Genomic DNA, 25283 nt, shown 5'->3' with positions numbered 1-25283 from the left:
CTCGGCCGGGGCTTTGATCTTTCCTTCCAGATAGCTGACTCGCGCGCCGCCCGGAAGGGCGACGTCAGGGCCCGGTCAGCGCGCCGCGCTCATTGCGACAGGCACTGTTTCTCCCACTGGCGGCCGACGTCGAGCGTCAGCTGGTCCTCGGGCAGGCCGTAGATCCACTGTGCCAGCATGGTGCCGGCGTCGCGATCCAGCGCACGGCGCAGCTCGCGCTCGGTGCGTTTCTGGGGAATTCCGTCCTTACGCGCCTGCACTGCTTCCATCACCATTTTGGCGGAGGTCTCGCAGCGTGCTGCCTTGTCACTTTGCGCGGAAACGGGCGTGGCGGCAGCAAGCGCCAACCCGAGAATCACAAGGTTCCGCATGGTTCGCATCTCCCGTGTCAACCAAGGCTGCTGATATAGGGGGGAAGTCCGCCGATGTCACGAGCCCGCCCCGCGGCGATCACGGCGCGGAGAGCATTCCTCGGCCCGCGGCTTTCGGGCCGCCGTTGTCTTCGGGCATTGCGATGGGGCGGCCCGCGTGAAATCATCGCGTGACATCAGGTGGATGGGCGTGGAGGCAGGCGCGGCGACATGGCAGGCGGAGCGACCGGCGGGACATGCGGCAAGGCGGCGGCGGGGGAGTCGACGCTCTACCTGTTGCCCGGCGGCGGGGTCGAGCATCTGCTGGCGCCGCTCGACGGGGCGCTGGTACCCCATGTCGCCTGGGCCGAATCCTCGGTCCCCTTCCTCATCCGCGACACGTTCGACCAGGCGCTGCGCCGCTCGGGCCGCGTGCTGGTCGAGACTGAGCAGGGCGCCGAGCTGATCGGCGCGGGCGGGGTGGTCGAGGATGGTCCCCTCGCGGGCGCGCGCTTCGTCGCGGGCTTTCCCGAGGGGCCGGTCCGCGAAGCCCTCTCGGACGTCTCGGCGCTGCGCTGCCTGCTGCCGGTGGGCGCGGGCACGCTGCGGCGCGGTGCGCTGGCGCTGCTCGACGACGAGCAGAAGACGCAGGTGCGCGCCTCGCTCCTGCGGCTCGATCCCGCCGAGGCGGGCGGCGCGGCGCTGCTGCGGCTCGAGGGGCTGCGCGGCTACGACCGGGCGCTGGTCCGGCTGCGCGAACGGGTCGTGGAGGCCGGCGGCGAGCCCTTCTCGGCCGCGGCGCTGCTGGCGCAGCTTTTCCCGCAGCGGGTGCCCTACGAGCCCAAGCCGGTGATCCCGCTCGAGCGCGACACCGAGGCCTTCGATGCCGCGGGCGACATCATCGCGGCCTATCTTCCGGTGGCGCGCGCCAACGAGGCCGGGGTGATCGCCGACGACGACACCGAGTTCCTGCACGACTACCGCATCGCGCTGCGCAAGATCCGCTCGGTGCTGAGCCTCTTCCGGCACGTCTACGGACCGGAGCAGACGACCGAGCTCAAGGCGCGCTTCTCGGCGCTGATGGCGCCCACCGGCCGTCTGCGCGATCTCGACGTCTACCTGCTGGAACGGGACGGCTTCCTCGCGATGGTCCCCGAGGGGCTGCAAGGCGGGCTCGAGCGCATGTTCGCGCTCTTCGCCGAGGAGCGGGCGGCGGCGCAGGCGGGGCTCGCGGCGCATCTGCGCAGCGACGCCTACCGGGACGAGATCGCCGCGCTCATGGCGCTTTTCGGCAAGAGGAAGCTGCTGGCGCGCGGGTCAAGGGCGGACCGGCCCGCCTATGACTATGCCTGCCGGCTGATCTGGAAGCGCTACCGCCGGATCTGCACCATCGCCGCGGGCATCGGCCCCGGGACGCCCGAGCACGAGATCCACGAGTTGCGCATCCACTGCAAGAAGCTGCGCTACCTCATGGAGTTCTTCGCGCCGCTCTTCCCGGACAAGTCCTTCCGGCGGCTCCTCAAGCCGCTGAAGAAGCTGCAGGACAACCTCGGGCTCTTCAACGACTACGCGGTGCAGCAGAAGAGCCTTCAGGCCTTCGTCGACGGGCTCGACGGGCGGCGCGCGGGCAGCCTGCAGGTGGCGCAGAGCGTCGGCGCGCTGATCCTCGTGCTGCACGAGCGCCAACTGGCGGAACGGGCGCGCGTGGAGGAGAGCTTTGCCGCCTTCGACAGCGCGGGCACCCGCCAGACGTTCCGCGACCTGTTCCACGGGGGGAAGAAATGAAGATCATCGCCTGCTACTCGAACAAGGGCGGCGTGGGAAAGACCGCGACCTCGGTGAACCTTGCCTATGCGCTGGCGCAGGGCGGGCGGCGGGTGCTGCTCTGCGATCTTGATCCGCAGGGGGCCTCGGGCTTCTACTTCCGGGTGAAGCCGTCGAAGAAACTGACCGAGACGCGCTTCTTCGAGGACGTGGAGCGCTTCACCGGGGCGATAAGGGCCAGCGATTTCGAGGGGCTCGACATCCTGCCCGCGAACCTGACCTTCCGCGACTTCGACGTGTTCCTGTCGCGGATGCGCAACCCGCGCTCGCGGCTGAAGCGGGCGCTGAAGGCGGTGAAGGGGGATTATGACGTGGTGCTGCTCGATTGCCCGCCCAATATCTCGACCCTGTCCGAGAACGTCTTTCGCGCCGCCGACGCCATCGTCGTGCCGGTGATCCCGACGACGCTCTCGCAGCGCACCTTCGAGCAGCTGCGCGGCTTCTTCCGCGACCACGACCTGAAGGAGAAGAAGCTGCACGGGTTCTTTTCCATGGTGCAGGGGGTGAAGTCGCTGCACGGCGAGACGATGGACGAGATGCGCCGCGAGCACGGCAAGCGGCTGCTGCGGGCGACGGTGCCCTTCGCCTCGGAGATCGAGCGCATGGGGGTGCACCGCGCGCCGGTGCTGGCGAGCGCGCCGTCGAGCCCGGCGGGCGCCGCCTACCGGGCGCTGCATGACGAGCTTGCCGCGCGGGTGTTCGGCGCATGAGCGGCGGGGTGGAGATCGAGCGCAAGTTCCTCGTGGCGCGGTTGCCGGGGCTTGCCGGGCTGACGGCCAAGCCGGTGCGGCAGGGCTATGTCACCGTGGCGGGGGATTCCGTCGAACTGCGCCTGCGCGAGAAGGGCGGGGCCTTCTTCCTCACTCTGAAGTCCGAGGGCGGGCTCGAACGGATGGAGCGCGAGATCGGCATCGGTGCCGCCGAGTTCGACACGCTCTGGCCCGCGACCGAGGGGCGGCGGCTGGAGAAGACACGTTATATAGGGGCGCTGGACGACGGCACGACCTTCGAGCTCGACGTCTTCGCCGGCGCGCTGGCACCGCTGGTGATGGTCGAGGTGGAGTTCGACTCGGTCGAAGCCGCCCGCGCCTTCACCCCGCCGGACTGGTTCGGCGCGGATGTGACCGAGGATCGCCGCTACCGGAATCGGGCGCTGGCGGACGATGGCGTGCCCACTCGGAGCGCATGACGTTACGTCCGCAGGGAGCGACTCGCGCCATGTGACTCGCGACTCGCGCGGCGGCTGCGAGTCGCCGACTCGGGTGACGCAGGGGAGGGCGAGGCGGGTCGGTCCGGCCCCTGATCCGGGTGACGTCGGGGCGGCTTTTCGGGGCCGGCTCGAGGCACCCGGAGTGACCGATCGAGGTGCCGCAACGGTAGGCGCTCGCGAGCTGCCATAAGGCGTGTCAGGTGCCGCTGCGACACGCTGCGGTAGAGGCCTGATTTACAGGGAAAAGCGCGGCAGGACACCTGCGCGGGTCGCCGGATGCGGGATCGCAGCGGCGCAAACACCAACGACCGCCCTTGGGCGGTCCGTCGTTAAATCCAGTGATTTCAAGGATTTGAGTGGTGCTGCTGGACAGGATTGAACTGTCGACCTCTCCCTTACCAAGGGAGTGCTCTACCACTGAGCTACAGCAGCGCCGGTTCGCCTTTCGAGGCGTCCGCGCTAGTTTGCGTCGGTGTGCCTCGTGGCGTGGCGCGGTGTCTAAGGGCAAACGCCGGGGGGTGCAAGCGCAATCTGGACGGTTTTTTGCCTCTCAAGTAAAGAAAGTTCATGGAGCCGAAAAACAGCCCCCGAATTTCCCCCGCGCAGGAGCGTGAAACCCGTTTGAAAGCCGCTCTGAAGGCGAATATCGCCCGTCGGAAGGCCCAGGCGAAGGCGCGCGGCGACGTCGCGTCAGGGACCGAGAACAAGCCCGAACACGGGCCGAGCAGTGAAAAGGACAGCTAATGGATTCGATCGTCGTCACGGGCAATGGCCCGCTCTCGGGCCAGATTCCGATCGCCGGGGCGAAGAACGCCTGCCTCACGCTGATGCCGGCGACGCTGCTGTCGGACCAGCCGCTGACGCTGACCAACGCGCCGCGCCTGTCGGACATCCGCACCATGACGCTTCTGCTGCAGTCGCTGGGTGCAGAGGTGCAGGCGCTGAACGACGGGCAGGTTCTGGCCATGTCGAGCCACGCGGTGAGCTCGACCCGCGCCGACTATGACATCGTGCGCAAGATGCGGGCCTCGATTCTCGTGCTGGGCCCGCTGCTGGCGCGCTTCGGCCATGCCGAGGTCTCGCTGCCCGGCGGCTGCGCGATCGGTGCGCGGCCGGTGGACCTGCACCTCAAGGCGCTTGAGGCGATGGGCGCCGAGCTCGACCTGCGCGAGGGCTATGTCCATGCCAAGGCGCCGAACGGCGGGCTGCGCGGCGGCATCGTCGAGTTCCCCTTCGCCTCGGTCGGCGCCACCGAGAACGCGCTGATGGCCGCGACCCTCGCCAAGGGCACCACGGTGATCCGCAACGCCGCGCGCGAGCCCGAGATCGTCGACCTCGCGCAGTGCCTGCGCAAGATGGGCGCGCAGATCGAGGGCGAGGGCAGCCCGACCATCGAGATCCAGGGCGTCGACACGCTCGGCGGGGCGACGCACCGCGTCGTCACCGACCGCATCGAGCTTGGCACCTACATGCTGGCCCCGGCGATCTGCGGCGGCGAGGTCGAGTGCCTCGGCGGCAGGATCGAGCTGGTGAAGAGCTTCTGCGAGAAGCTCGACGAGGCGGGCATCTCGGTCGAGGAGACCGCGACCGGCCTCAAGGTGGCGCGCAAGAACGGCCGGGTGAAGGCGGTGAACGTCACCACCGAGCCCTTCCCGGGCTTCCCGACCGACCTGCAGGCGCAGATGATGGCGCTCCTTTGCACCGCCGAGGGCGAGAGCGTGCTGGAAGAGAAGATCTTCGAGAACCGCTTCATGCACGCGCCCGAGCTGCTGCGCATGGGCGCCAAGATCGACGTGCACGGCGGCACCGCGCGGGTGACCGGCGTGTCGAAGCTGAAGGGCGCCCCGGTGATGGCGACCGACCTGCGCGCCTCGGTCTCGCTCATTCTCGCGGGTCTCGCCGCCGAGGGGGAAACCGTGGTAAGCCGTGTCTATCATCTGGACCGCGGCTACGAGCACGTGGTCCGCAAGCTTCGCGGCGTGGGTGCCAAGATCGAACGGGTGAAGGGCGAGTGACCGAGGACGCAAGATTCGAGGACGCGGGCAGCCAGCCGCTGAACCTTGGCGCCATGGACCCGGAGGACCTGCAGGTCCTCTCGGCGCTGGCGCAGGACGCGGTGCTGACCGTGGCGGACGTGGCTTTCGAGAAGCGCCATCAGCGGCTCGCGCTGCTGGTCAACCGGCTGCGCCGCGAGGACGGGGTGCATGTCTCCCCGCCCGAGCGGGTGCGCTGCCTGCTGGTGGTCGAGAACGTGCTGAAGGTCGCGGCGCAGGGCATTTCCCGCGACGAGCGCGACACGGTGCTCTCGCTGCTGTCGGTCGCTTTCGAGCCGGGCGAGGATGGCACGGGCATCGTCGAGCTGACCTTCGCCGGTGACGGCGCGCTGCGCGCCGAGGTCGAGGCGCTGGAGCTGCGGCTCAAGGACGTGACCCGGCCCTACCGCGCGATCTCGGGGCAGGTGCCGGACCACGGCGCCTGAGCAGGGGCGCCGCACAAGCACAGCGTTCCGCGGATCAGCGCGAGACGGGACAGCAGGCGCGGGGTTTCCCGCGCCTGTGCCGTTCCCGGGGGCGGGATCTCACTTCGCCTGGATCGACTCGACATATTCCGCCAGCGCGAGGATTCGCCCACGGGTGACGATCTCGCTGGCGTAGACGCCGATCTCGCCCGACAGGTCCTCCTTGAACCGCTGGCCCCAGACCGGCATCGGCCCGCCGTGGCCGCGCGTGCCGCTGCGCCCGTCGATGGTCTGGATCACCTTGAGCAGGGGAAACTCGCCGTCGTTATGCGCCGCGATCTGCGTCAGATCCGCCGGGGTCACGGTCAGGTACTCGGCCAGCGGGCCGTCTCCCGTGCCGCCTTCGCCGTGGCAGCTGGCGCAGGCGCTCATGTACTCGGTCTTGCCGGCGTCCTGCGCCAGCGCGGCACCGGCAAGGCCCAGCGGGATCAGAATCACCCCAATTGCGTGATATTTCATGATGTCCTCCTCGAAATGCGCCGGCATCCTCCCATTCCGGCCCCCAGATATTCCGACACGGGCATGTGTCTGTCACTGATCCACGTCATGCCGGGCGTCCCCGTCTCGAGGCTTGAGCCGAGCGCCGCTTCTCTTTAATCAGTGCCGCGACAAGGAGACCGCCCATGCCCGTCTTTCTCGACACGACCGAGCCGGATTTCGAGCTTCAGTTCGCGCAGCTGCTCAGCGCCAAGCGCGAGGACAGTCCCGACGTGGACGACATCGTCGCGGGGATCATCGCCGACGTGCGCGCCCGCGGCGACGCGGCGGTGCTGGAGCTGACGGCGAAATTCGACCGGCTCGAGCTGGACGCGGCGGGGCTGCGCTTCACCGCCGAGGAGATCGAGGCCTATTGCGCGCAGGTGCCCGAGGCCGAGCGCGCCGCGCTCGAGACCGCCGCGGAGCGCATCCGCGCCTACCACGTGCGGCAGATGCCCGAGGACGCGCAGTGGACCGATCCCGACGGCGCGACGCTCGGCTGGCGCTGGACGCCGGTCTCGGCCGCCGGTCTCTACGTGCCGGGCGGGCTGGCGAGCTATCCCTCCTCGGTGCTGATGAATGCCATTCCCGCCAAGGTGGCGGGGGTCGAGCGGCTCTGCATCGCCGTGCCGACGCCCGACGGGGTGGTGAACCCGCTGGTGCTGCTCGCGGCGCGCATCGCCGGGGTGGACGAGATCTACCGCATCGGCGGCGCGCAGGCGATCGCCGCGCTGGCCTATGGCACCGAGAGCATCGCGCCGGTGGACAAGATCACCGGCCCGGGCAACGCCTTCGTCGCCGCCGCCAAGCGCCGGGTCTTCGGCAAGGTCGGCATCGACATGATCGCCGGGCCGTCGGAGATCCTCGTCATCGCGGACGCAGGCAACGATCCCGAGTTCATCGCCCTCGACCTGCTGAGCCAGGCCGAGCATGACGAGAGCGCGCAATCGATCCTCATCACTCCCGACGCCGGCTTTGCCCGCGCCGTGGTGGACGAGGTCGCGCGGCAGCTCGAGGTGCTCGAGCGCCGCGGCATCGCCGGGGCGAGCTGGCGCGATTTCGGGGCGATCATCATCACCCGCGACCTCGACGAGGCGGCAATGCTGTCGAACCGCGTCGCGCCCGAGCACCTCGAGCTCTGCGTCGCCGAGCCCGAGGCGCTGTCGGAGAAGATCCGCCACGCCGGCGCGATCTTCCTCGGCCAGTGGACCCCCGAGGCGATCGGCGACTATGTCGGCGGGCCGAACCACGTGCTGCCCACCGCGCGCTCGGCGCGCTTCTCCTCGGGCCTGTCGGTGCTCGACTTCGTCAAGCGCACCACGCTGGCCAAGATGTCGCCCGACGCGCTCCGTGCCATCGGCCCCGCCGCCGAGGTGCTGGCAAGCTCGGAAAGCCTGCAGGCGCACGGGCTCTCGGTGACGGCGCGGCTGCGCAAGCTCAACAGCTGAGGCGGGGCGGGGGGTTGCCGCCGGCGGGCGTCAGCCTTCCGGCACCGTGCCCCTGACCGTGACGAACTCGCCCGGGATGCGGTAGCTGCCGTCCGGCTGCAGGTGGTCCCTCACCGAGGCGAGGAAGTCGTCCCGCAGCCCGTCCCAGCCCGCCGCGCCGAGCCGCTTGACCGCAAGCGCGACCGGCCCGCCCAGCAGAACGGCGTCGAGCAGCGCGGCGGCCGAGGCGAAGGCCAGCGTCTCGGCGTGGCGGTCCTCGGCGATCCGGTCCAGCCCCGCGGCCTCGAAGAGGCGCACCAGCGCCCCCGGTGCGCCGGTGGCGAAGAAGAGCGGGCAGACCTCCGAGGTGACGCGGGCATCAACGATGGGAAAGACCTCGGCCCAGCCGCAGTTGCGCCGCTCGCCCCAGACCGTCGCCGCGACCGTCCCGCCGGGCACGACCACGCGGGCCATTTCGCCAAGCGCGGCCGCGGGTTCCGGCGTGTACATGAGCCCCAGCGCACAGATCGCCGCGTCGAAGGACCGGTCCGGCACCTCGAGGCTTTCGGCGGCCATGCGCGCGACCTCGACCGGGGCACCGGGCCGCGATCCGAGCCGCGCGCGCAGCTCGTCGATCATCCCCTGCGAGAGATCCGTCGCGAGGACATGCCCCCGGGGACCCACCGCCTCGGCGAGCCGCGCCGTCACCAGCCCGCTGCCGCAGGCGGTCTCGATCACCCGCATCCCGGCGCCGATCCCGGCCAGCGAGAGCAGGTGGTCATGGGCCGGGCGCAGCTGCGCCTCCCAGCCGGAATGGTAGACCCCGGCGGCGGCATCCCAGCCGTAGCGCTGGATGCGGGTCTGCAGGCGCGGCTCCATCACGCGGCCCCCGCGCTGCAGGCAAGCTCGGTGCGCATCCTCTGCGCGTCGCGGAAGGCAAGGAACCACGGATCGCAGGCCAGCGCGCGTGCGACCATCTCCTCGACAAGCCCGGGCGCTTCGGGCGAGGTGACGCGGATCGCGAGGCAGGTGTCGAGCGGCCCCGCAGCCACGCCCGCCATGGCGAAGAGGCCGCGGTCGTCCCAGTGCTGCTCGATCTCCACCTCGACCGCGTCGATCTGAAGGGACTCGCGCGCGGCGGTCATCTTGATGCCGATGGCGACGCAGCCGCAGATCGCGGCGCGGCCGAAGAAGCCGGGCGAGGGGCCGGTGTCGCTGCCGCCCACCGCCGCGGGCATGTCGATGGCGATCCGCCGCCCGTCCTGCTCGTAGACGCAGGCCAGCCCGTCACCGACGCGGGCGGTGCCGTGGTTGGTGCTGCGCGCCGCCTCGGGCCGCTTGCCGAAGACCGAGATCACCCGCTGCTGCGCCTCGCGCGCGTGGCGGTTCCTGTCGCTGTCCGTCCGTGCCGTCATCTCCGGGCTCCTCTGCCGTCTGGGGGATGCGGCAAGGCTCGCACCGGCGGCGCGGCCAATCCAGTTCAGCAAGTGGAGCAAACCTGCTACAGTTTCCGTAGCGGATCCCGGCGCGCGCCGGGACGAGCCCCCGCAGGGAGGAGCCTGCCATGGCCGAGACCAGCTACCCGAGGTTCTGCCCCGTCGCGATGGCGGCCAGCCTGCTCGAGCCGCGATGGACCATGCTCGTGCTCTGCGAGATGTGGTCCGGGTCCACCCGGTTCAACGAGATCCAGCGCGGCGTGCCCGGCATGTCGCCGGGCCTGCTGTCGAAACGGCTGAAGGAGATGGAGGCGAACGGGCTCGTCACCCGGCGCGGCTCCGGACCGGGGGCCCATGCAGAGTACCTGACCACCCCGCTTGCCGACGAGCTCGAGCCGCTGATCCGCGCGCTCGGCGAATGGGCGCACCGCAACATCGCCTGCGAGACCTCGCTGCAGGATCTCGATGCGCGCATGCTGATGTGGAACATCCGGCGCAAGATCGACCTGCTGGAGCTGCCCAAGCGCAAGAGCGTCATCCAGTTCCGCCTCGACGATCCGCCGAACGGGACGGCGAAATACTGGCTCGTCGCGAAGCCGGGCGAGGAGACGGACCTCTGCTTTGCCGATCCGAAGCATGATGTCGATCTCTACGTGGTGGCCGACCTGCGGGCGCTGACCTCGGCCTGGATGGGACATTCCAGCTTCGAGGCCGAGATCGAGGCGGGACGAATCACGCTCACCGGCCATGACCTGCTGGCGCGCACGCTGACCCGCTGGCTGGTCCGCAGCAGCTACGCGCAGATCGCGAGGGACGGATCCGGCGCGTCCCGGCGCGAGGCGATCTGAGCGCGGACCCGCCACCGCCGGGACGCCGGAGTTGACCCGCAGGGGGTGAGTGGGCACTATCTCGCCACATTTTATGCGCGAATTTTGGATATGGATTGAAGGGAGCACTCGCATGCCTGTCCCCTCTTTGTATTCACCCACATTCTCGTTCCCGGTTCCCGATTTCACCGCCCCGATCACCACCGGCCGCACCGAGGCAGAGACCCTGACCATCGCCGCGGGCTTCGAGGTCTGGAGCAACCCCCACGCCTCGGCCCGGCACTACCTGCAGGCAAACGCGGGCAGCTCGAGCGCCGGGGGCATCTTCGCCGGGCCCGGCGGGCCCTACACGCCGTCCGGCCTCTACGATCTCACCATCGGCTATTTCGACGAGACCGACGGCGTCTCGCGGATGGCGCTCGTGGTGAACGGCGCCGTGGTGGCGGAGTTCGACTGGGACGCGACGACCGGCACCGAGATCGTCACCCCGGCGGCCCGCGCCGAGTTCACCGCCTATCGCGTGGCGATCGAGCCCGGCGACGTGATCGAGCTGCGCGGCAGCGCCGACGGCCGGGAGCCGCTGCGCACCGACTACATCGACATCGTCGCCTCGACGCCGCTGGTCGGCGAGACGCTGAAGATCGAGGCCGAGGATCTGGAGATCCTGCAGGGCTTCTCGGTGGTGCACAACGGCGCGGCTTCCGGCGGCTACATGCTGCAGCACACCAGCGGCGACCGCGCGCAGGCGCAGTACACCGTCCAGCACGCCGGGCTCTACGACCTGACGATCGGTTATTTCGACGAGACAGACGGCGTCTCGACGCTCAGCATCGCCTTCGACTGGGGCTACACCTACGGCGTGCCCTTCGATTCCGACGAGGGCTCGGCGATCGCCGACAGGAGCAGCCGCAGGACGATCACCTTCGAGAACGTCCGGCTCGAGGTCGGCGACACCATCCAGTTCGACGGCCAGGGCGACGGCGGCGAGCCGCTGCGGCTCGACTACGTGGAGCTGACGAGCGTGGCGCCGCCGTTCCCGCCGGACCGGCCGCAGCCCGACATCTGGTATCTCGAGAACCGCGCCGACCAGGTCTTCGACAGCGCGCAGGTGGGCTTCAACGACGGCACCGGGAGCTTCTCGCTGATCGACACTTTCGTGCGCAGCTACCACAACCAGGTCATCGCCGCCGACGTCGACGGCGATGGCGACGACGACTTCCTGCAGATGCAGGACGACTACTGGCAGGAGTTCGACGACGACGTCGAGGAGTTCAACTTCGACGTGACGATCAACGAGAATGTCGGCGTCGGGGAATTCGTGCCGCTGTGGCAGCAGGCGCAGCGCATCACCTTCGAGATGCCGGTGCTCGACCACGACCAGCCCTACGGCAGCTACCACGACGGGGTGATCGAGCTGCACGATGCCGGCGACGTCGACGGTGACGGCGACATCGACCTGCTCGGCGCCAGCCTCGTCGGCGGCTCGCTGATCGTCTTCGGGAACGACGGCACCGGGCGGTTCGACCTGATGGCGCTCAGCGGCTTCGAGTTCGGCTCCGGTCCTCACCCGGCCCGGCTGGGCGATTTCAACGGCGACGGGCAGCTCGATGCGCTGGCCTTCGCCGCCTATGACATCAACGCGATGAGGATCCTGCTCAACGACGGCACCGGGCAGTTCCACACGAGCGCCTCGATGTCGCCGAGCACCGCTCCGGCCGGGGATCCGCAGATCGTCGATCTCGACACCGACGGCGATCTCGACGTGGTCTTCGTGGTCGGCGGCGAGGGGCGCGGGATCTACGCCTGGCTCAACGACGGCACGGGGCACGACCAGGGCGGCCCGGTGCCGCGCATCTCGCCGATGGGCGGCAGCCAGGGCGCGTTCGAGGTCGCCGATTTCGACGGCGACGGCAACATGGAGCTGATTGGCGCCGGGCACTCGCAGGACGAGAACGGCGGGGGGGCGGGGCTGCGAACCTGGGACGTGGTCTCCGACGCGGAGGGCGTGCGCTTCGAGCTCAAGAGCCTCGACCCCGCCTTTGCCGGCAACCTCACGGCGGCCGAGGACTACGATCTCGACGGCGACATCGACGTGCTCCTCGCCACCGAGACCGCCGAGGGCACCGAGCTGCACCTGCTCAGGAACGACGGCACCGGCAGGTTCACCGATGCCGGCGCGCTCGGCGATCCCTTCGTCGCGGTCGAGTGGTACTGGGGGCCGAGGATCCACGTCGGCTATTTCGACGACGGCGAGCGGCTGCTGTGACGCCGCGCTGAGCGGTCGCCGAACCGGCATCACGCGCGGCGCGCGGCGCAAAAGCGGGGGCGGCGGGGCAATGATTATTGCGGCGCCCCAATGCCCTGCGCTAGGAAAGTCCGGCACATGCCGAGGACGCGCCCATGAGCCACATCGCCCGTATCGAGCTGGACGACGCCAACCTGCCGCCTCCGACCCCGGAGATCGAGCAGGAGCGGCGCGTGGCGATGTTCGACCTCATGGAGGAGAACAGCTTCTCCCTGCCGGCGCGCAACGGCCGCGACGTGCCCGACGGGCCCTACGCGCTCGGCCTGTCGATCCGCGACAAGCGCCTCGTCTTCGACATCACCACCGAGGGCGGCGATCCGGCGGCCGAGTTCCACCTCTCGCTCGCGCCGTTCCGGCAGGTGGTCAAGGACTACTTCCAGATCTGCAAGAGCTACTTCGACGCGGTGAAATCCGCCGCCCCCAGCCAGATCGAGACGATCGACATGGCCCGCCGCGGCATCCACAACGAGGGCGCGCGCATCCTGCAGGAGCGGCTCGAGGGCAAGGCCGAGATCGACATAGACACGGCGCGGCGCCTCTTCACCCTCATCTGCGTGCTGCATTTCGGAGGCTGACCGCGTGCCGAAGCTGCCGCAATCGGTGCTCTTCTGCTGCGACCACAACGCCGTGCGCTCGCCCATGGCCGAGGGCATCATGAAAAAGCTCTACGGGCAGGGCACCTACGTGCAGTCCGTGGGCGTGGTGAACGATCTCGAGATCGACGGCTTCGCCATCGCCGTCTGCCAGGAGATCGGCGTCGAGCTCTCGCGCCACCGCTCGCGCAGCTTCGAGGAGCTCGAGGAGATGGGCGAGACGCTGTCGGGGTTCGACCTGATCGTCGCCATGTCACCCGCCTCGCAGCGCGCCGCGCTGGAACTCACCCGCTTCTTCCACCTCACGGTGGAATACTGGCCGATCATGGATCCGACGGGGCTCGGCGAGACCCGCGAGACCAAGATGAACGCCTACCGCCAGACCCGCGACCAGATCTACGAGAAGCTCAAGACCCGATGGGGAGACACATGACGGCCACCGACACCATCAAGGCCTATTTCGACGCCTTCAACGCCAAGGACACCGAGGCGATGCTCGACCTGCTCTCGGCGGATATCGCGCATCACGTGAACGAGGGGCAGGTCCGCTCGGGCAAGACCAAATTCGCCGAGTTCTGCGCCCACATGTCCCACTGCTACGACGAGCACCTGACCGACATGGTGATCTTCGAGGCCGAGGGCGGGACCCGCGCCGCCGCCGAGTTCACCGTGAACGGCACCTACCTGCGCACCGACGCCGGCCTGCCCGAGGCGGCGGGGCAGACCTACCGCCTGCCGGCGGGCTCGTTCTTCTCGCTGGACGGCGGCAAGATCACCCGCGTGGTGACCTACTACAACCTCGCCGACTGGATCCGGCAGGTCTCGTGACCGAGGTTCGCGTCCTCACCGGCGCGGCGCTCGACGCCGCGCTCGACGACGTGGCGCGGCTGCGCATCGCCGTGTTCCGCGACTGGCCCTATCTCTACGACGGCGATCTCGACTACGAGCGGCGCTACCTCGAGAGCTACCGGACCAGCGCCGGGGCGGTGCTGGTCGGCGCCTTCGACGGCGCGCGGCTCGTCGGCGCCGCCACCGGCACGCCGATGGAGGACCACGCCGGGGACTTCGCCGCGCCCTTCGCCGCCACCGGTCTCGCGCTGCCGGACATCTTCTACTGCGCCGAGTCGGTGCTGCTGCCCGAGGCGCGCGGGCAGGGGATCGGCCACCGCTTCTTCGACTCGCGCGAGGCCCATGCCCGCGGCCTCGGCCGCCGCCACAGCGCCTTCTGCGCCGTGCAGCGCCCCGAGGACCACCCGCTGCGCCCGGCCGGATACGCCCCGCTGGGCCCGTTCTGGCGCAAGCGCGGCTACGCCCCGCTCGAGGGCGTCGTCGCCCGCTTCCGCTGGCGCGACGTGGACCAGTCCGCAGAGACCGAGCATCCGCTGCAATTCTGGCTCCGGGATCTCGACACGGACCCCGCCTGAGCCTTCTTCTCTTTCCAAATACGCCGGGGGAGTCCGCGCAGCGGACGGGGGCGGAGCCCCCGCTCTTCCGGCCTCACCAAGGACGCCGCGCATGAAGATCGCCACCGCCGCCTACCCGATGGATTTCCTTCAGGACTGGGACGCCTACGCCGCCAAGATCGAGGCCTGGGTTGCCGAGGCGGCCGGGCAGGGCGCGCAGCTGATGGTCTTCCCCGAATACGGCTCGATGGAGATCGCGACGCTGGCGGGCCGCGCCACCGCCGCCGATCTCGAGGCCTCGCTGCACGCCGTCTCCGAGCGCATCCCGCGGGTCGACGCGCTGCATTCCGATCTCGCCACGAAATACCGCGCCCATATCCTTGCGGCCTCGGCCCCGGTCTTCGACGCCGCGATCGGCCCGCGTCCGGTCAACCGCGCGCGCTTCTTCACCCCGACCGGCGGCATGGCCTTCCAGGACAAGCAGATCATGACCCGCTTCGAGCGCGAGGACTGGCACGTGGTCGGCGGCGCGCCGCTGCAGCTCTTCGACACCGCGCTCGGCCGCATCGGCATCCTCATCTGCTACGACAGCGAGTACCCGCTGCTCGCCCGGGCGCTGCGCGACGCCGAGCTCCTGCTCGTGCCCTCCTGCACCGAGGCGCAGGCGGGCTATTCCCGCGTGCGCATCGGCGCCATGGCCCGGGCGCTCGAGCAGCAGTGCATCGCGGTCATGGCCTCGACCGTCGGCAGCTGCGACTGGTCCGAGGCGGTGGACACCAACATGGGCATGGGCGGGGTCTTCTGCCCGCCCGACACCGGCTTTCCCGCCACTGGCGTCATCGCCGAAGGGACGCTTGGGGTGGCCGGATGGACCTATGCCGAGGTTGACCTTGACGCCGTCGCGCGGGTCCGTAACGATGGCGTCGTGCTGAACCGCAGCCACTGGGACGATCAGTCCGGCCGCGACGGCCCCGTGACCATGCGGGCGCTGCGCTAGAGCCCATTCCGACAATCTGCAATTGTGGTCTTGAAAATTGCCCCGTTTGGGCGCATATGCATCCGCGTTCCGCGAAAGTCAGCGGAACGGCATTTTCAGGAGAAAGCATGGCCAAGGAAGATACGCTCGAATTTCCCGGTGTCGTGAAGGAACTCCTGCCCAACGCGACGTTTCGGGTCGAGCTTGAGAACGGCCATGAGATCATCGCGCACACGGCAGGCAAGATGCGGAAAAACCGCATCCGGGTTCTTGCCGGCGACAAGGTTCAGGTGGAAATGACGCCCTATGATCTGACCAAGGGCCGGATCAACTACCGCTTCAAGTAATTCCGCATGACCCGGAATCTCATGGCGGATCCCGCGTTCCTGTACCGGGCACGGGAGGTCCGCGCATGAAACTCGTCCTCGGCTCCGGCTCGCCCCGGCGACTCGAGCTGCTCGCGCAGCTCGGCGTGGTGCCGGGCGACATCCGCCCGCCCGACATCGACGAAGACCCGATGCCGGGCGAGCTGCCCCGCCCCTACTGCGTGCGTCTCGCGCGCGAGAAGGCGCAGGCGATTCCCGCCTCCGACACTGAGATCGTGCTTGCCGCCGACACCACCGTCGCGCTCGGGCGCCGCATCCTGGGCAAGCCCCGCGATGCAGGGGAGGCCGCCGAATTCCTCACCAGGCTCTCGGGCCGCCGTCACCGGGTGATCACCGCCGTCGCGGTGCGCCGGGGCGATCGCGTCTGGGAACGTGACGTGGTCACGCAGGTGCAGATGAAGAACCTCTCCAACGAAGAATTGAACGCCTACCTCGCCTCGGGCGACTGGCAGGGCAAGGCCGGGGGCTACGGCATCCAGGGCCCCGCCGGCGCGTTCATCCCGTGGATCAACGGCAGTTTCACCTCGGTGGTCGGCCTGCCGCTGGCCGAGACCGCGAACCTGCTGCTCGCGGCGGGCTACCCGCTCTACAAACCCGCAGACTGACGAAGAGGGAAGTCGCATGAAGGGACGCACCATTGCTCTCGGCCACCTCGGCGAGGCCGAGGCCGCGGCGCTGATCGTCGACGGCCAGCTCGAGGACCTGCTGATCGACAGCGACCACGCGCGCCCGGGCACCATCTACCGCGGCATCGCGCAGCGCCCGATGAAGGGGCAGGGCGGCATGTTCCTCGACACGCCCGAGGGCTCGGCCTTCCTGCGGCAGGTCAAGGGGCTCGCCCCCGGCCAGCCGGTCATCGTGCAGGTCACCGGCTTCGCCGAGCCCGGCAAGGCGATCCCCGTCACCACCCGCATCCTCTTCAAGTCGCGCTACGCGATCGTCACCCCCGGCGCGCCGGGGCTGAACATCTCGCGCCGCATCAAGGACGAGGACATCCGCGAGAGCCTGCTCGAGATCGCCCACGAGGTGATGCCCGGTGCCAAGGAGGCCGAGAACGGCCTGATCCTGCGCTCCTCCTGCGCGATGGGCGACCCCGACGAGATCGCCGAGGACGTTGCCGCCATGGCGCAGCTCTGCGAGCAGGTGATGGCCGATGTCTCGGGCAAGGCCGAGGTGCTGGTCGAGGGCGACGGCCCGCACGCGCAGGCCTGGCGCGAGTGGGAGGAGGCCGAGGTCGACACCGAGCCCGGCGCCTTCGAGCGTCACGGCGTCTACGAGATGATCGCCGCGCTGGAGCGCGCGCTGGTGCCGCTGCCCGGCGGCGGCTCGATGTGCATCGAGCCCACCCGCGCGCTGGTGGCGGTGGACGTCAACACCGGCGGCGACACCTCGCCGGCGGCGGGGCTCAAGGCCAATATCGCCGCCCTGCGCGAGCTGCCGCGGCAGCTGCGCCTGCGCGGCCTCGGCGGGCAGGTGATCGTCGATCCCGCGCCGATCCCCAAGAAGGAACGCCGCCAGCTCGAGACCGTGCTGCGCGCGGCGCTGAAGACCGATGCCACCGAGACCATCCTTGCCGGCTGGACCCAGCTGGGGCTTATGGAGCTGCAGCGCAAGCGCGAGCGCGTGCCGCTGAGCGAGGTGCTGAAGCCGGGGATGCTGTCATGAGCTGCCCGATCTGCAACCGCCCCTCGGACGAGAAGTACCGGCCCTTCTGCTCGAAGCGCTGCGCCGACGTGGACCTCGCCAAGTGGATGTCGGGCAGCTACGCCGTGCCCTCCGACGATCCGCAGGACGTGGAAGAGGCGATCGAGGCCGCCGAGCGCGAACGCGCCAAGCAGACCCGGCACTGACCCGCGCGGGACCCCGGTCCCGCCACCGGTCCCTGCCCGCCGCGCACCTTGGGCGCGCCGAAAGGGAAAGAGGGGGCGCTGCCCCCCTGCGCCAAGGGCGCGCCAGGAAGAGAAGAGGGGGCTCTGCCCCCGCCGCGCTGCGCGCGTCTCCCCCGGGATATTTGACACATGTGGAAGCCGCGACACGCAGGCGGGGCGGCGGCGCTATTGCCTGTTGCAGCCGCGCGGGACTGCGCTAACGTCCGGCGCATGAGTGATCTTCCCGCCTATCCCCTGCTGCGCACCGCCGGCATCGACGGCATGCTGGTGAGCTTCGGCGACAAGCTGAGCGAGCCCGCCAACCGCGCCGCGCTGGCCTTCCGCGCCGCGCTCGAGGCAGACCGCTGGGACGGGGTGGAGGAGATTTCCTCCTCGCTCGTCTCTGCCTACCTGCGCTTCGATCCGCTGGCGGTGGGCCATGCCCCGCTCGAGGCGCGGCTGCGCGCGCTCATGGGCTCGCGCGACTGGCTGCAGGCCGAGATGCCGCACGGGCGCCGGCTGCACCGCATCCCCACGGTCTACGGCGGCACGCTCGGCCCGCAGCTCGCCGAGGCGGCGCAGGTGGCGGGCATGACCGAGGCCGAGGCGCTGGCTTCGCTTTCCTCGGCGCGGGTGCGGGTCACCGCGCTCGGTTTCGCGCCGGGCCAGCCCTATCTCGGCGAGCTGCCCGAGGTCTGGAACATCCCGCGCCAGCAGGCGCTGACGCCGCGCGTGCCGAAGGGCGCGCTGGTGCTGGCGATCCGGCAGTTCGTCATCTTCTCGGTCACCGCGCCGACCGGCTGGCGCCATGTCGGCCAGACCGCCGCACCGCTGTTCCGGCTCGGTGCCGAGCGCCCCTTCCTGCTGGCCCCCGGCGACGAGGTGGAGTTCCCGCAGGTCTCCGAGGAGGTCTTCGCCCGCATGCAGGCCGATCCCGAGGGCGGCGCGACATGGGAGGCGCTGGCATGACCCGTGAACTCATCGTCCACCGCGCCGGACCGGCGGTCACCCTGCAGGACGGCGGGCGGCCGGGCTGGATCGCCTACGGGCTCTCGCGCGGCGGCGCCATGGACCGGCTGGCGCTGGCCGAGGGCGCGGCGCTGCTCGGGCAGGGCGAGACCGCGGCGCTGGAGATGGGCGGCCTGGGCGGGCGCTTCGAGGCCGGGTGCGACCTGCGCATCGCGCTCACCGGCGCGCCGATGCGCGCCAGCATCGACGGCGCGCCGGTCACGTGGCACGCCTGCCACGCCCTGCCGAAGGGCGCGGTGCTGGAGATCGGGCCGGTGCAATCGGGCGCCTACGGCTACCTGTCGGTGGGCGGGGGGCTCGTCCCGGAAGAGATCCTCGACGCGGTCTCGGCGCATCTGACCGCCGGGCTCGGCCGGGCGGTCGAGGCGGGGGACCGCATTCCCGTCGGCGCCGATCGCGGCAGCGCCGTGGCGCGCAGGCTGGCGGTGGCCGACCGGTTCTCGGGCGGCGAGCTGCGCGTGGTGGAAAGCCTGCAGACCCGGCTCTTCCCCGAGGAGCAGCGCGCCCGGCTCGGCACCACCCGCTTCATCCGCGACGCCCGCGCCAACCGCATGGGCGTCAAGGTCGTGCCCGAGGGCGCGCCCTTCGGCGTCGAGGGCGGGCTCTCGGTGGTTTCGGAGATCATCACCCCCGGCGACATCCAGGTGACCGGCGACGGCGCGCCTTTCGTGCTGCTGGCCGAGTCGCAGACCACCGGCGGCTACCCGCGCCTTGCCACTGTCATCCCCGCCGACCTGCCGCGCGTCGCGCAGGCGCCCGCCGGGGCCGAGCTGCGCTTCCGCTTCGTGACGATGGAGGAGGCGCTGGCGGCCGAGGCGGCGTTCCGCGCCGCGCTCAAGGAGTTGCCGCGCAAAGTCGAGCCGCTGGTGCGCCACCCCGGCGACGTGCCGGACCTGCTGGGTTACAAGCTGGTCAGCGGCTTTTCCAACGGCGAGCATCACGATCACTAGGCACATCGAAGAGGAAGGGAGCACGGGATGACCAGCGTCGATCTCAACGCGGACATGGGAGAAAGCTTTGGCCCTTGGGTCATGGGGCAGGATGCGGCGCTCTTGGAGGTGATCACCTCGGCCAACATCGCCTGCGGCTTTCATGCCAGCGACCCGGACGTGATGGCGGCGACGATGAAGCTGGCGGTGGCCAAGGGCACCGGCATCGGCGCGCATCCGGGCTTTCCCGACCTGCAGGGCTTCGGGCGGCGGCGGATGGACCTGTCGAAGGCCAGCCTGCGCAACCTCGCGGCCTACCAGCTCGGCGCGGCGCAGGCGATGGCGGCCATGGCGGGCGGCGCGGTGCGGCACCTGAAGCTGCACGGCGCGCTCGCGAACATGTGCGCCGAGGACAAGGCGATGGCCATGGCCGCCTACGAGGGCGCGCTCTCGGTCGATCCCGGGATCATCGTCATGGTGCTGGCGGCGACGCAGCAGCAGGCGGCGGTCGAGGAGCTGGGCTGCCGCTGGGCGGGCGAGATCTTCGCCGACCGCGCCTACAACGACGACGCGACGCTGGTCGACCGGTCGCTGCCCGGGGCGGTGATCCACGATCCCGCGCTGGCGGCGGAGCGCATGGTCAAGATGGTGCAGGCGGGCGCGATCATCACCGAGAGCGGCAGGCACATCCCGGCGGCGGTGGACACGATCTGCCTGCATGGCGACGGCAAGACCGCGCTCGAGATCGCCCGCTCGGTGCGCGCGGCGCTCGAAGGCGCGGGCGTGACGCTGGCGGTCTTCCCGGGGCGCACCGGCGGGGTCTGAGCGACCTCACGATCGAAGACGAAGGGCGCGGGGCCGGGAGCCCCGCGTCTGTTTTTGGGGGAGCCCGTCAGCCCCGGATCCAGTAGGCCGAGAAATATCCCAGCTCGCGCGGCAGGCCGAGCGCCTTGAACTGCGCCTTGGCGGCGCGGACCACGGATTTCTCGGCGGCGAGCCAGACGTGCTGGCCGTCCTCGATCTCCGTGACCTCGGCCAGCGCGGCCTCGAGCCCGCCGCCCTCGCGGGGAATCCAGCGCAGGCTCATGCCCGGGGGAAGGGGCAGCTCGGGCCGGTCGCCCTCGGAGCCGGTCTCGATCAGCACCGTGCCGCGACGGGTCGTGGGCGAGTGCTCGAGGATGCGGCGGATCGCGGGCAGGGCGGTCTCGTCCCCGGCCAGCAGCAGGCATTCGGCCTGCGGGAAATCGCCGCCACCCGGCCCCATGATGCCGACCGTCTCGCCGGGCGCCGCGCGCCGCGCCCAGTCGGTGGTGCGCCCGCCCTCGTGCTCGAAAATGTCGAAGGCGAAGCGCCCCGCCGCCGCGTCGAGCCAGACGAAGGTATAGGCCGCCCGGTGCAGCGCGCAGGCGCCGTCGGGCCAGATCGTCCGGCCCTGCTCGGTCAGCTCGGGCCAGCGCGGGCTGCTGCCCTCGGGTGGCAGCAGCAGCGAGAAGTGCATGCCGCCCTCGGAAAGCGCCGCGATGCCGTCGCAGGCCATCTCGAGCCGCAGGAAGTTCGGGGTGATCCGCCGCGTCGAGAGCACGGTGGCGAAGTGGAAGTTGGGCGGGGTGCGCGCCTCGGCCACGCCGCTCCAGCTCATCCGTGCCCCGGCCTCGGGCAGCAGGTGGTCGAGCAGGTAGATCACCGTCTCGCGGCACTGGTGCAGCGGCAGCTCGTCCTCGGCGGCGATCTCGACGGCAAAGCCCCCGGCGTCGAGGTGCAGCGCCACGTCGGCCTTGGCGTAGCGGGCGGTCAGCCGCGCGCCGCGTTCCTCGAGCGGCACGCCGTATTCCTCGAGATGGGCGCGCAGGTGGGCGACGAAGCCCTCGGGCAGGGCGCCGTCGAAGCGACTGGAGGAGGTGGGGCGGATGGGCAGGGTCACGGGCGCTCTCCTGTCGCTCAGAGCGGGATGATCATCGGCGTGCCGGTGACCGGATCGGGATCGACGCGGGCGGCAAGGCCGAAGGCGGTTTGCAGGTTCTCGGGCGTCAGAACCTCCCAGGGCGCGCCGGTGGCGACGAGCCCGTCGCGCCCCAGCAGCACCAGCCGGTCGGAGAAGCGCGCGGCGAGGTTGAGGTCGTGCAGCACCGAGACCACGGTCAGCCCGGCCTCGCGGTTGCGGCGGCGCAGCAGCGCCAGCACGTCGATCTGGTGCACGAGGTCGAGGTAGGTGGTCGGCTCGTCGAGCAGCAAGAGCGGCGCGGACTGCGCCAGCACCAGCGCGATCCACGCCCGCTGGCGCTGCCCGCCCGACAGCTCGCCAAGGGGGCGGTCGGCGAACTCGCTCATCTGCACGGCGGCAAGCGCCTCGGCGCAGGCGGAAGCGTCCTCCTCGCGCCACGGGCTGAAGAGGCCCCTCCATGGCGTGCGGCCGCGCTTCACGAGGTCGGCGACGGTGATCCCCTCGGGGGCGATCGGCGCCTGCGGCAGGATCGCCAGCTCGCGGGCGAGGGCGCGGGTGTCGTGGCGGTGGATGTCCTGCCCGTCGAGCGTCACCCGCCCGGCGGAAGGCGCCAGCAGCCGGGCCATGGCGCGCAGCAGCGTGGACTTGCCGCAGCCGTTGGGGCCGAGGATCGCGGTCATCTCGCCGCGCGGCAGGTCGAGCGACAGGTCCGAGATCACCGGGCGCTCGGCATAGCCCAGCGAGAGGCCCTCGGCCCTGAGGCCCGTTGTGTGCAGATCGAGGCTCATAGCTCGCCTTTCTCCATTTCGCGCGACAGGCGCCAGAGCAGGTAGGGGGCGCCCAGAAGGCCGGTCATCACCCCGACGGGCAGCTGGATGCCGGGAAGCGCGGCGCGGGCGGCAAGGTCGGCCACCACCAGCACCAGGGCGCCGGTGCCCCCCGCCGCCAGCATCCGGCCCGGCAGGCGCCGCGCCCCGGTGAGCCGCGCGCCGAGCGGGCCGGACATCAGCGCGATGAAGGGCACGGGGCCCGCCACCGCCACGCCCGCCGCCGCCAGCAGCACCGCGGTTGCCGCCAGCGCCATGCGCGCCCGGCCGACCCGCAGGCCGAGCCCGGCGGCAAGATCCTCGCCCAGCTCCAGCGCGGCGAGGCGGCGCAGCTGCGCCAGCGCCAGTGCCGCGAGCAGCGCGCCGACCAGCCAGACCTGCGCCACCTGTCCCCAGTCGCGCGCCGCCAGCGAGCCGGTCAGCCAGCGCTGCGCCTCGGCGGCCTGCGTGTGCGGCAGCAAGGTCAGCAGGAAGCTCGAGAGCGCCGAGGCGATGAAGCCGATGCCGAGCCCGACGAGGATCATCGTCAGCGGCGGCGTCGCGTGGCCCCTGCGCTGCGAGAGCAGCACCACCAGCGCCGCCGCGATAAGACCGCCGCCCGCCGCGAGCAGCGGCATGGGCAGGGAGAGGCCGAGCGCGATGGCGGCGATGATCGTCAGCCCCGCGCCCGAGGTGAAGCCCATGATGTCGGGCGCCGCCAAGGGGTTGCGGAAGAGCGCCTGGAAGAGCGCGCCCGAAAGGCCCAGCACCGCCCCGGCGCCGAGCGCGGTCATCACGCGCGGGCCGCGGATCGTGCCGAGCACCAGCGCGCCGGGCCCCTCGCCGGTGCTCAGCCCCTGCCAGAGCAGCGCCGGGCTCAGCCGCACCGGGCCCAGCATCACCGCCGCGAGCGTCGCGGCGAAGAGAAGCAAGCCGAGGGTCAGCGCGCCTCTCATGCGGTCGCCCCGGGGCGCAGGCGCCGCGCCACCCAGAGGAACACCGGCCCGCCGATCAGCGCGGTCATCACGCCCGCGCGGACCTCGGAGGGGGCCATGACCACCCGGCCGAGCGTGTCGGCGAAGAGCAGCAGTGCAGCGCCGAGGAGGGCCGAGGCGACAAGCTCGCGGCGCAGCGAATGCCCGGCCACGATCCGTGCGAGCGGCGGCACCATGAGGCCGAGGAAGGCGATGGGGCCGGCCACGGCGACCGCCGCCCCGGTGCAGAGTGTCACCACCGCCAGCGCCGCCGCCTGCACCCGGCGCGGCTTCGTCCCGAGCCCGCGCGACAGCGCCGAGCCCAGCGACAGCGCCTCGATCTGCGGCGCGACGGCCAGCGCGAAGAGGCCCCCGGCCGCGGCGATCAGCGCCATCTCGGCCAGCGGGCGGCTGGCGGCCTGGGTCAGCGAGCCCGCCACCCAGAAGCGGAACATGTCGAGCGTGTCCTGCCGCACCAGCACGATGGCGGTGACCAGCGACAGCAGCAGCGCGTTCAGCGCCGCGCCGGCCAGCGTCAGCCGCACCGGCCCCACGTCGCCGCGCAGCCCGCCGCCGAGTACGAAGACCAGCGCCGAGGCGAGCGCCGCGCCGGGGAAGGTCAGCAGCGCCACCGAGGCCTCGTCAGCGGCGCCGAAGACGGTCGCGCCGATCAGCAGCGCGAAGGCCGCGCCGGAGTTGACGCCCAGAAGGCCCGGATCGGCCAGCGGGTTGCGGGTCATCACCTGCATGACCGTGCCCGCGATGCCGAGCGCGCCGCCCGCGATCAGCCCCGCCGCGAGGCGCGGCAGGCGGATCGCCATCATCGTCACGTGGTCGGGGTTGGTCGGATCATAGGCCCGCAGCGCCTCCAGCGCCACGGCGGGCGTCACCGGGCGGGCACCGACCGAAAGGGCCAGCACCAGCGCGAGCGCCAGCAGCGCGAGAAGGCCGAAGAGGCGCATCATTGCAGCAGGCCGGCCTCTTCGGCGCTTTGCACCACCGTGGCCGGGTCGCCATCGATCGCCGCGGCGATCTCGGGCTCGAGCCGGTCGAGGGCGAAGGGCATCGAGAGCACGCTGCCGAAGGAGAGCGCGCCCGACAGCAGCGCGTCGCAGAACACCTCGCGCCCCTCGGCACTGGCGCGCAGGGTGCGGCGCATGGCGAGCGCGGCAAGGTCTTCGGCCTGTCCACCCGAGGAGATCCACAGCAGCACGTCGGCGTCGATGGGCGAGAGGTCCTCGGGCGAAAGCGCGGTGTAGAAGCCGTCGTCCCCCTGCATCCCGTCCAGCGCCTCGGGCAGCCTGAAGCCCAGCTCGCGCAGGAATTGCGCCCGGCTGTCGCCGCCGAGGAAGGCGCTGGTCTGCCCGCCCGAGTGCCAGGCGCAGACGGCGCTGCGGTCCTGCCAGTCGGGGTGCCGCTCGCGCAGCGCCTCGAAGCGCCCGCGCAGCCCGGCGATCAGCTCCTCGGCGCGACCTTCGGTGCCGGTGGCGCGGGCCACCATCCGCAGCTCGGCGTCCCAGGGCATGCCGTAGGTGGTGACCTCGGGGGCGTGCATCAGCACCGGGGCGATCTGCGAGAGCAGCGCGTATTCCGCCTCGGAGATGCCCGAACCGATGGCGACGATGAGATCGGGGGCGAGGCTCGCGACGGTCTCGATCGACACTTCGCCGGTCATCAGCAGCGGCTCGGCGCCGCCGAGCAGCGGCTGCGCCCAGGGCCAGACCCCGCCGGGGTGGTCGCCGTACCAGTAGCGCACCGCCAGCGGCACGACGCCGAGCGCCAGCAGGCTGTCCTGCGAGGTATAGCCGAGCGAGACGACCCGGGTCGCGGGGGCGGCCAGCACGGTCTCGCCATAGGCATGGGCAAAGCGCAGCTCTCCTCCGCCGGCGCGCAGCGGCGTCGCGGCGAGCAGGCAGCCCGCCCCGGCGAGAAATCCGCGGCGGCTCAATCGGGCGTGGGGTGCGTGCATCCTGGCTCCTTGCGCGGCTGTGGCGCCCTGGTCT

Annotated in this window: 30 protein-coding genes and 1 tRNA gene; 21 read left to right on the top strand and 10 right to left on the bottom strand. The window is 70.9% G+C overall.

Translation table 11 applies throughout. The features are described from left to right. Positions 1-89 precede the first annotated feature (89 nt). Positions 90-371: a hypothetical protein gene (locus PVT71_RS02010; RefSeq protein ID WP_353472828.1), complete on the bottom strand. Its 282-nt coding sequence runs from the start codon at positions 369-371 to the stop codon at positions 90-92. Between the two features lie 210 nt (positions 372-581). On the opposite strand from PVT71_RS02010, the gene PVT71_RS02005 reads away from it, so the two are divergent. Genes PVT71_RS02005 through PVT71_RS01995 form a run of 3 tightly spaced genes read left to right on the top strand, consistent with a single transcriptional unit; the run spans position 582 to position 3363 of the window. Further along, complete coding sequence (locus PVT71_RS02005) at positions 582-2135, top strand: CHAD domain-containing protein (RefSeq protein ID WP_353472827.1); 1554 nt, start codon at positions 582-584, stop codon at positions 2133-2135. Next, positions 2132-2884: an AAA family ATPase gene (locus PVT71_RS02000; RefSeq protein ID WP_353472826.1), complete on the top strand. Its 753-nt coding sequence runs from the start codon at positions 2132-2134 to the stop codon at positions 2882-2884. The genes PVT71_RS02005 and PVT71_RS02000 overlap by 4 nt, the downstream gene beginning before the upstream one ends. After that, the gene (locus tag PVT71_RS01995) at positions 2881-3363 is read left to right on the top strand and encodes a CYTH domain-containing protein (protein ID WP_353472825.1); all 483 of its coding nucleotides are present in this window, start codon (positions 2881-2883) and stop codon (positions 3361-3363) included. Before PVT71_RS02000 ends, PVT71_RS01995 begins: the two co-directional genes overlap by 4 nt. A gap of 378 nt (positions 3364-3741) precedes the next feature. On the opposite strand, the gene PVT71_RS01990 is transcribed toward PVT71_RS01995, so the two are convergent. Continuing rightward, positions 3742-3816: transfer RNA gene (locus tag PVT71_RS01990), tRNA-Thr, on the bottom strand. 135 nt (positions 3817-3951) lie between these two features. Here PVT71_RS01990 and PVT71_RS01985 point away from each other — a divergent pair. The 3 genes from PVT71_RS01985 to PVT71_RS01975 are packed head-to-tail and all read left to right on the top strand — an operon-like array spanning position 3952 to position 5863. After that, positions 3952-4128, top strand: a complete 177-nt coding sequence (locus PVT71_RS01985; protein ID WP_353472824.1) for a hypothetical protein — start codon at positions 3952-3954, stop codon at positions 4126-4128. After that, on the top strand, positions 4128-5399 hold the full coding sequence (gene murA / locus PVT71_RS01980; RefSeq protein ID WP_353472823.1) for a UDP-N-acetylglucosamine 1-carboxyvinyltransferase: 1272 nt from the start codon (positions 4128-4130) through the stop codon (positions 5397-5399). The genes PVT71_RS01985 and murA overlap by 1 nt, the downstream gene beginning before the upstream one ends. Then, entirely contained in the window at positions 5396-5863 is a 468-nt protein-coding gene (locus tag PVT71_RS01975; RefSeq protein WP_353472822.1) for a DUF2948 family protein, read from the top strand. Before murA ends, PVT71_RS01975 begins: the two co-directional genes overlap by 4 nt. Before the next feature lie 99 nt (positions 5864-5962). Here PVT71_RS01975 and PVT71_RS01970 read toward each other — a convergent pair whose 3' ends face one another. Then, the gene (locus PVT71_RS01970; RefSeq protein ID WP_353472821.1) at positions 5963-6361 is read right to left on the bottom strand and encodes a c-type cytochrome; all 399 of its coding nucleotides are present in this window, start codon (positions 6359-6361) and stop codon (positions 5963-5965) included. A gap of 164 nt (positions 6362-6525) precedes the next feature. Here PVT71_RS01970 and hisD point away from each other — a divergent pair, with 164 nt between their 5' ends. Continuing rightward, complete coding sequence (hisD, locus tag PVT71_RS01965) at positions 6526-7827, top strand: histidinol dehydrogenase (protein ID WP_353472820.1); 1302 nt, start codon at positions 6526-6528, stop codon at positions 7825-7827. A gap of 30 nt (positions 7828-7857) precedes the next feature. On the opposite strand, the gene PVT71_RS01960 is transcribed toward hisD, so the two are convergent. Then, positions 7858-8685: a methyltransferase domain-containing protein gene (locus tag PVT71_RS01960; protein ID WP_353472819.1), complete on the bottom strand. Its 828-nt coding sequence runs from the start codon at positions 8683-8685 to the stop codon at positions 7858-7860. Then, on the bottom strand, positions 8685-9221 hold the full coding sequence (locus PVT71_RS01955; protein ID WP_353472818.1) for an OsmC family protein: 537 nt from the start codon (positions 9219-9221) through the stop codon (positions 8685-8687). Before PVT71_RS01955 ends, PVT71_RS01960 begins: the two co-directional genes overlap by 1 nt. A gap of 149 nt (positions 9222-9370) precedes the next feature. Here PVT71_RS01955 and PVT71_RS01950 point away from each other — a divergent pair, with 149 nt between their 5' ends. From PVT71_RS01950 to PVT71_RS01885, 14 genes are all read left to right on the top strand, one after another. After that, the gene (locus PVT71_RS01950) at positions 9371-10090 is read left to right on the top strand and encodes a helix-turn-helix domain-containing protein (protein ID WP_353472817.1); all 720 of its coding nucleotides are present in this window, start codon (positions 9371-9373) and stop codon (positions 10088-10090) included. Positions 10091-10202: 112 nt separating this feature from the next. After that, positions 10203-12335, top strand: coding sequence for an FG-GAP-like repeat-containing protein (locus tag PVT71_RS01945; protein WP_353472816.1), 2133 nt, complete (start codon positions 10203-10205; stop codon positions 12333-12335). 134 nt (positions 12336-12469) lie between these two features. Beyond that, a complete protein-coding gene (locus PVT71_RS01940; RefSeq protein WP_353472815.1) occupies positions 12470-12949 on the top strand; it encodes a UPF0262 family protein in 480 nt (159 codons plus the stop codon). A 4-nt stretch (positions 12950-12953) separates the two neighbouring features. Continuing rightward, positions 12954-13400, top strand: coding sequence for a low molecular weight phosphatase family protein (locus PVT71_RS01935; RefSeq protein WP_353472814.1), 447 nt, complete (start codon positions 12954-12956; stop codon positions 13398-13400). Continuing rightward, positions 13397-13795 carry a ketosteroid isomerase-related protein gene (locus tag PVT71_RS01930; protein ID WP_353472813.1) on the top strand — a complete coding sequence of 133 codons (399 nt, stop codon included), beginning with the start codon at positions 13397-13399 and terminating at the stop codon, positions 13793-13795. Before PVT71_RS01935 ends, PVT71_RS01930 begins: the two co-directional genes overlap by 4 nt. Continuing rightward, positions 13792-14391, top strand: a complete 600-nt coding sequence (locus PVT71_RS01925) for a GNAT family N-acetyltransferase (protein WP_353472812.1) — start codon at positions 13792-13794, stop codon at positions 14389-14391. The genes PVT71_RS01930 and PVT71_RS01925 overlap by 4 nt, the downstream gene beginning before the upstream one ends. A gap of 91 nt (positions 14392-14482) precedes the next feature. After that, the gene (locus PVT71_RS01920; protein WP_353472811.1) at positions 14483-15367 is read left to right on the top strand and encodes a carbon-nitrogen hydrolase family protein; all 885 of its coding nucleotides are present in this window, start codon (positions 14483-14485) and stop codon (positions 15365-15367) included. 107 nt (positions 15368-15474) lie between these two features. Further along, positions 15475-15693, top strand: coding sequence for a translation initiation factor IF-1 (gene infA, locus PVT71_RS01915; RefSeq protein WP_005978431.1), 219 nt, complete (start codon positions 15475-15477; stop codon positions 15691-15693). Between the two features lie 65 nt (positions 15694-15758). After that, positions 15759-16337, top strand: coding sequence for a Maf family protein (locus PVT71_RS01910; protein WP_353472810.1), 579 nt, complete (start codon positions 15759-15761; stop codon positions 16335-16337). Between the two features lie 16 nt (positions 16338-16353). After that, a complete protein-coding gene (locus tag PVT71_RS01905) occupies positions 16354-17397 on the top strand; it encodes a ribonuclease E/G (RefSeq protein WP_353472809.1) in 1044 nt (347 codons plus the stop codon). Then, the gene (gene yacG / locus PVT71_RS01900; RefSeq protein WP_353472808.1) at positions 17394-17582 is read left to right on the top strand and encodes a DNA gyrase inhibitor YacG; all 189 of its coding nucleotides are present in this window, start codon (positions 17394-17396) and stop codon (positions 17580-17582) included. The genes PVT71_RS01905 and yacG overlap by 4 nt, the downstream gene beginning before the upstream one ends. 249 nt (positions 17583-17831) lie before the next feature. Next, complete coding sequence (locus PVT71_RS01895) at positions 17832-18569, top strand: carboxyltransferase domain-containing protein (RefSeq protein WP_353472807.1); 738 nt, start codon at positions 17832-17834, stop codon at positions 18567-18569. Next, complete coding sequence (locus PVT71_RS01890; RefSeq protein WP_353472806.1) at positions 18566-19579, top strand: biotin-dependent carboxyltransferase family protein; 1014 nt, start codon at positions 18566-18568, stop codon at positions 19577-19579. The genes PVT71_RS01895 and PVT71_RS01890 overlap by 4 nt, the downstream gene beginning before the upstream one ends. 27 nt (positions 19580-19606) lie before the next feature. Next, the gene (locus PVT71_RS01885) at positions 19607-20383 is read left to right on the top strand and encodes a 5-oxoprolinase subunit PxpA (RefSeq protein WP_353472805.1); all 777 of its coding nucleotides are present in this window, start codon (positions 19607-19609) and stop codon (positions 20381-20383) included. 67 nt (positions 20384-20450) lie between these two features. On the opposite strand, the gene PVT71_RS01880 is transcribed toward PVT71_RS01885, so the two are convergent. From PVT71_RS01880 to PVT71_RS01860, 5 genes are read right to left on the bottom strand one after another with little or no spacing between them, the layout of a single operon-like run. Then, positions 20451-21479, bottom strand: coding sequence for a siderophore-interacting protein (locus PVT71_RS01880; protein ID WP_353472804.1), 1029 nt, complete (start codon positions 21477-21479; stop codon positions 20451-20453). A 17-nt stretch (positions 21480-21496) separates the two neighbouring features. Further along, positions 21497-22288, bottom strand: coding sequence for an ABC transporter ATP-binding protein (locus tag PVT71_RS01875; RefSeq protein ID WP_353472803.1), 792 nt, complete (start codon positions 22286-22288; stop codon positions 21497-21499). Continuing rightward, positions 22285-23262, bottom strand: a complete 978-nt coding sequence (locus PVT71_RS01870; RefSeq protein ID WP_353472802.1) for an iron ABC transporter permease — start codon at positions 23260-23262, stop codon at positions 22285-22287. Before PVT71_RS01870 ends, PVT71_RS01875 begins: the two co-directional genes overlap by 4 nt. Beyond that, a complete protein-coding gene (locus PVT71_RS01865) occupies positions 23259-24245 on the bottom strand; it encodes an iron ABC transporter permease (RefSeq protein ID WP_353472801.1) in 987 nt (328 codons plus the stop codon). The genes PVT71_RS01870 and PVT71_RS01865 overlap by 4 nt, the downstream gene beginning before the upstream one ends. Beyond that, complete coding sequence (locus PVT71_RS01860) at positions 24242-25249, bottom strand: iron-siderophore ABC transporter substrate-binding protein (protein WP_353472800.1); 1008 nt, start codon at positions 25247-25249, stop codon at positions 24242-24244. Before PVT71_RS01860 ends, PVT71_RS01865 begins: the two co-directional genes overlap by 4 nt. Positions 25250-25283 lie beyond the last annotated feature (34 nt).

The organism is Salipiger sp. H15 (assembly GCF_040409955.1).
Lineage (GTDB): Bacteria > Pseudomonadota > Alphaproteobacteria > Rhodobacterales > Rhodobacteraceae > Salipiger.
This window is presented reverse-complemented; position numbering and strand designations above follow the sequence as displayed.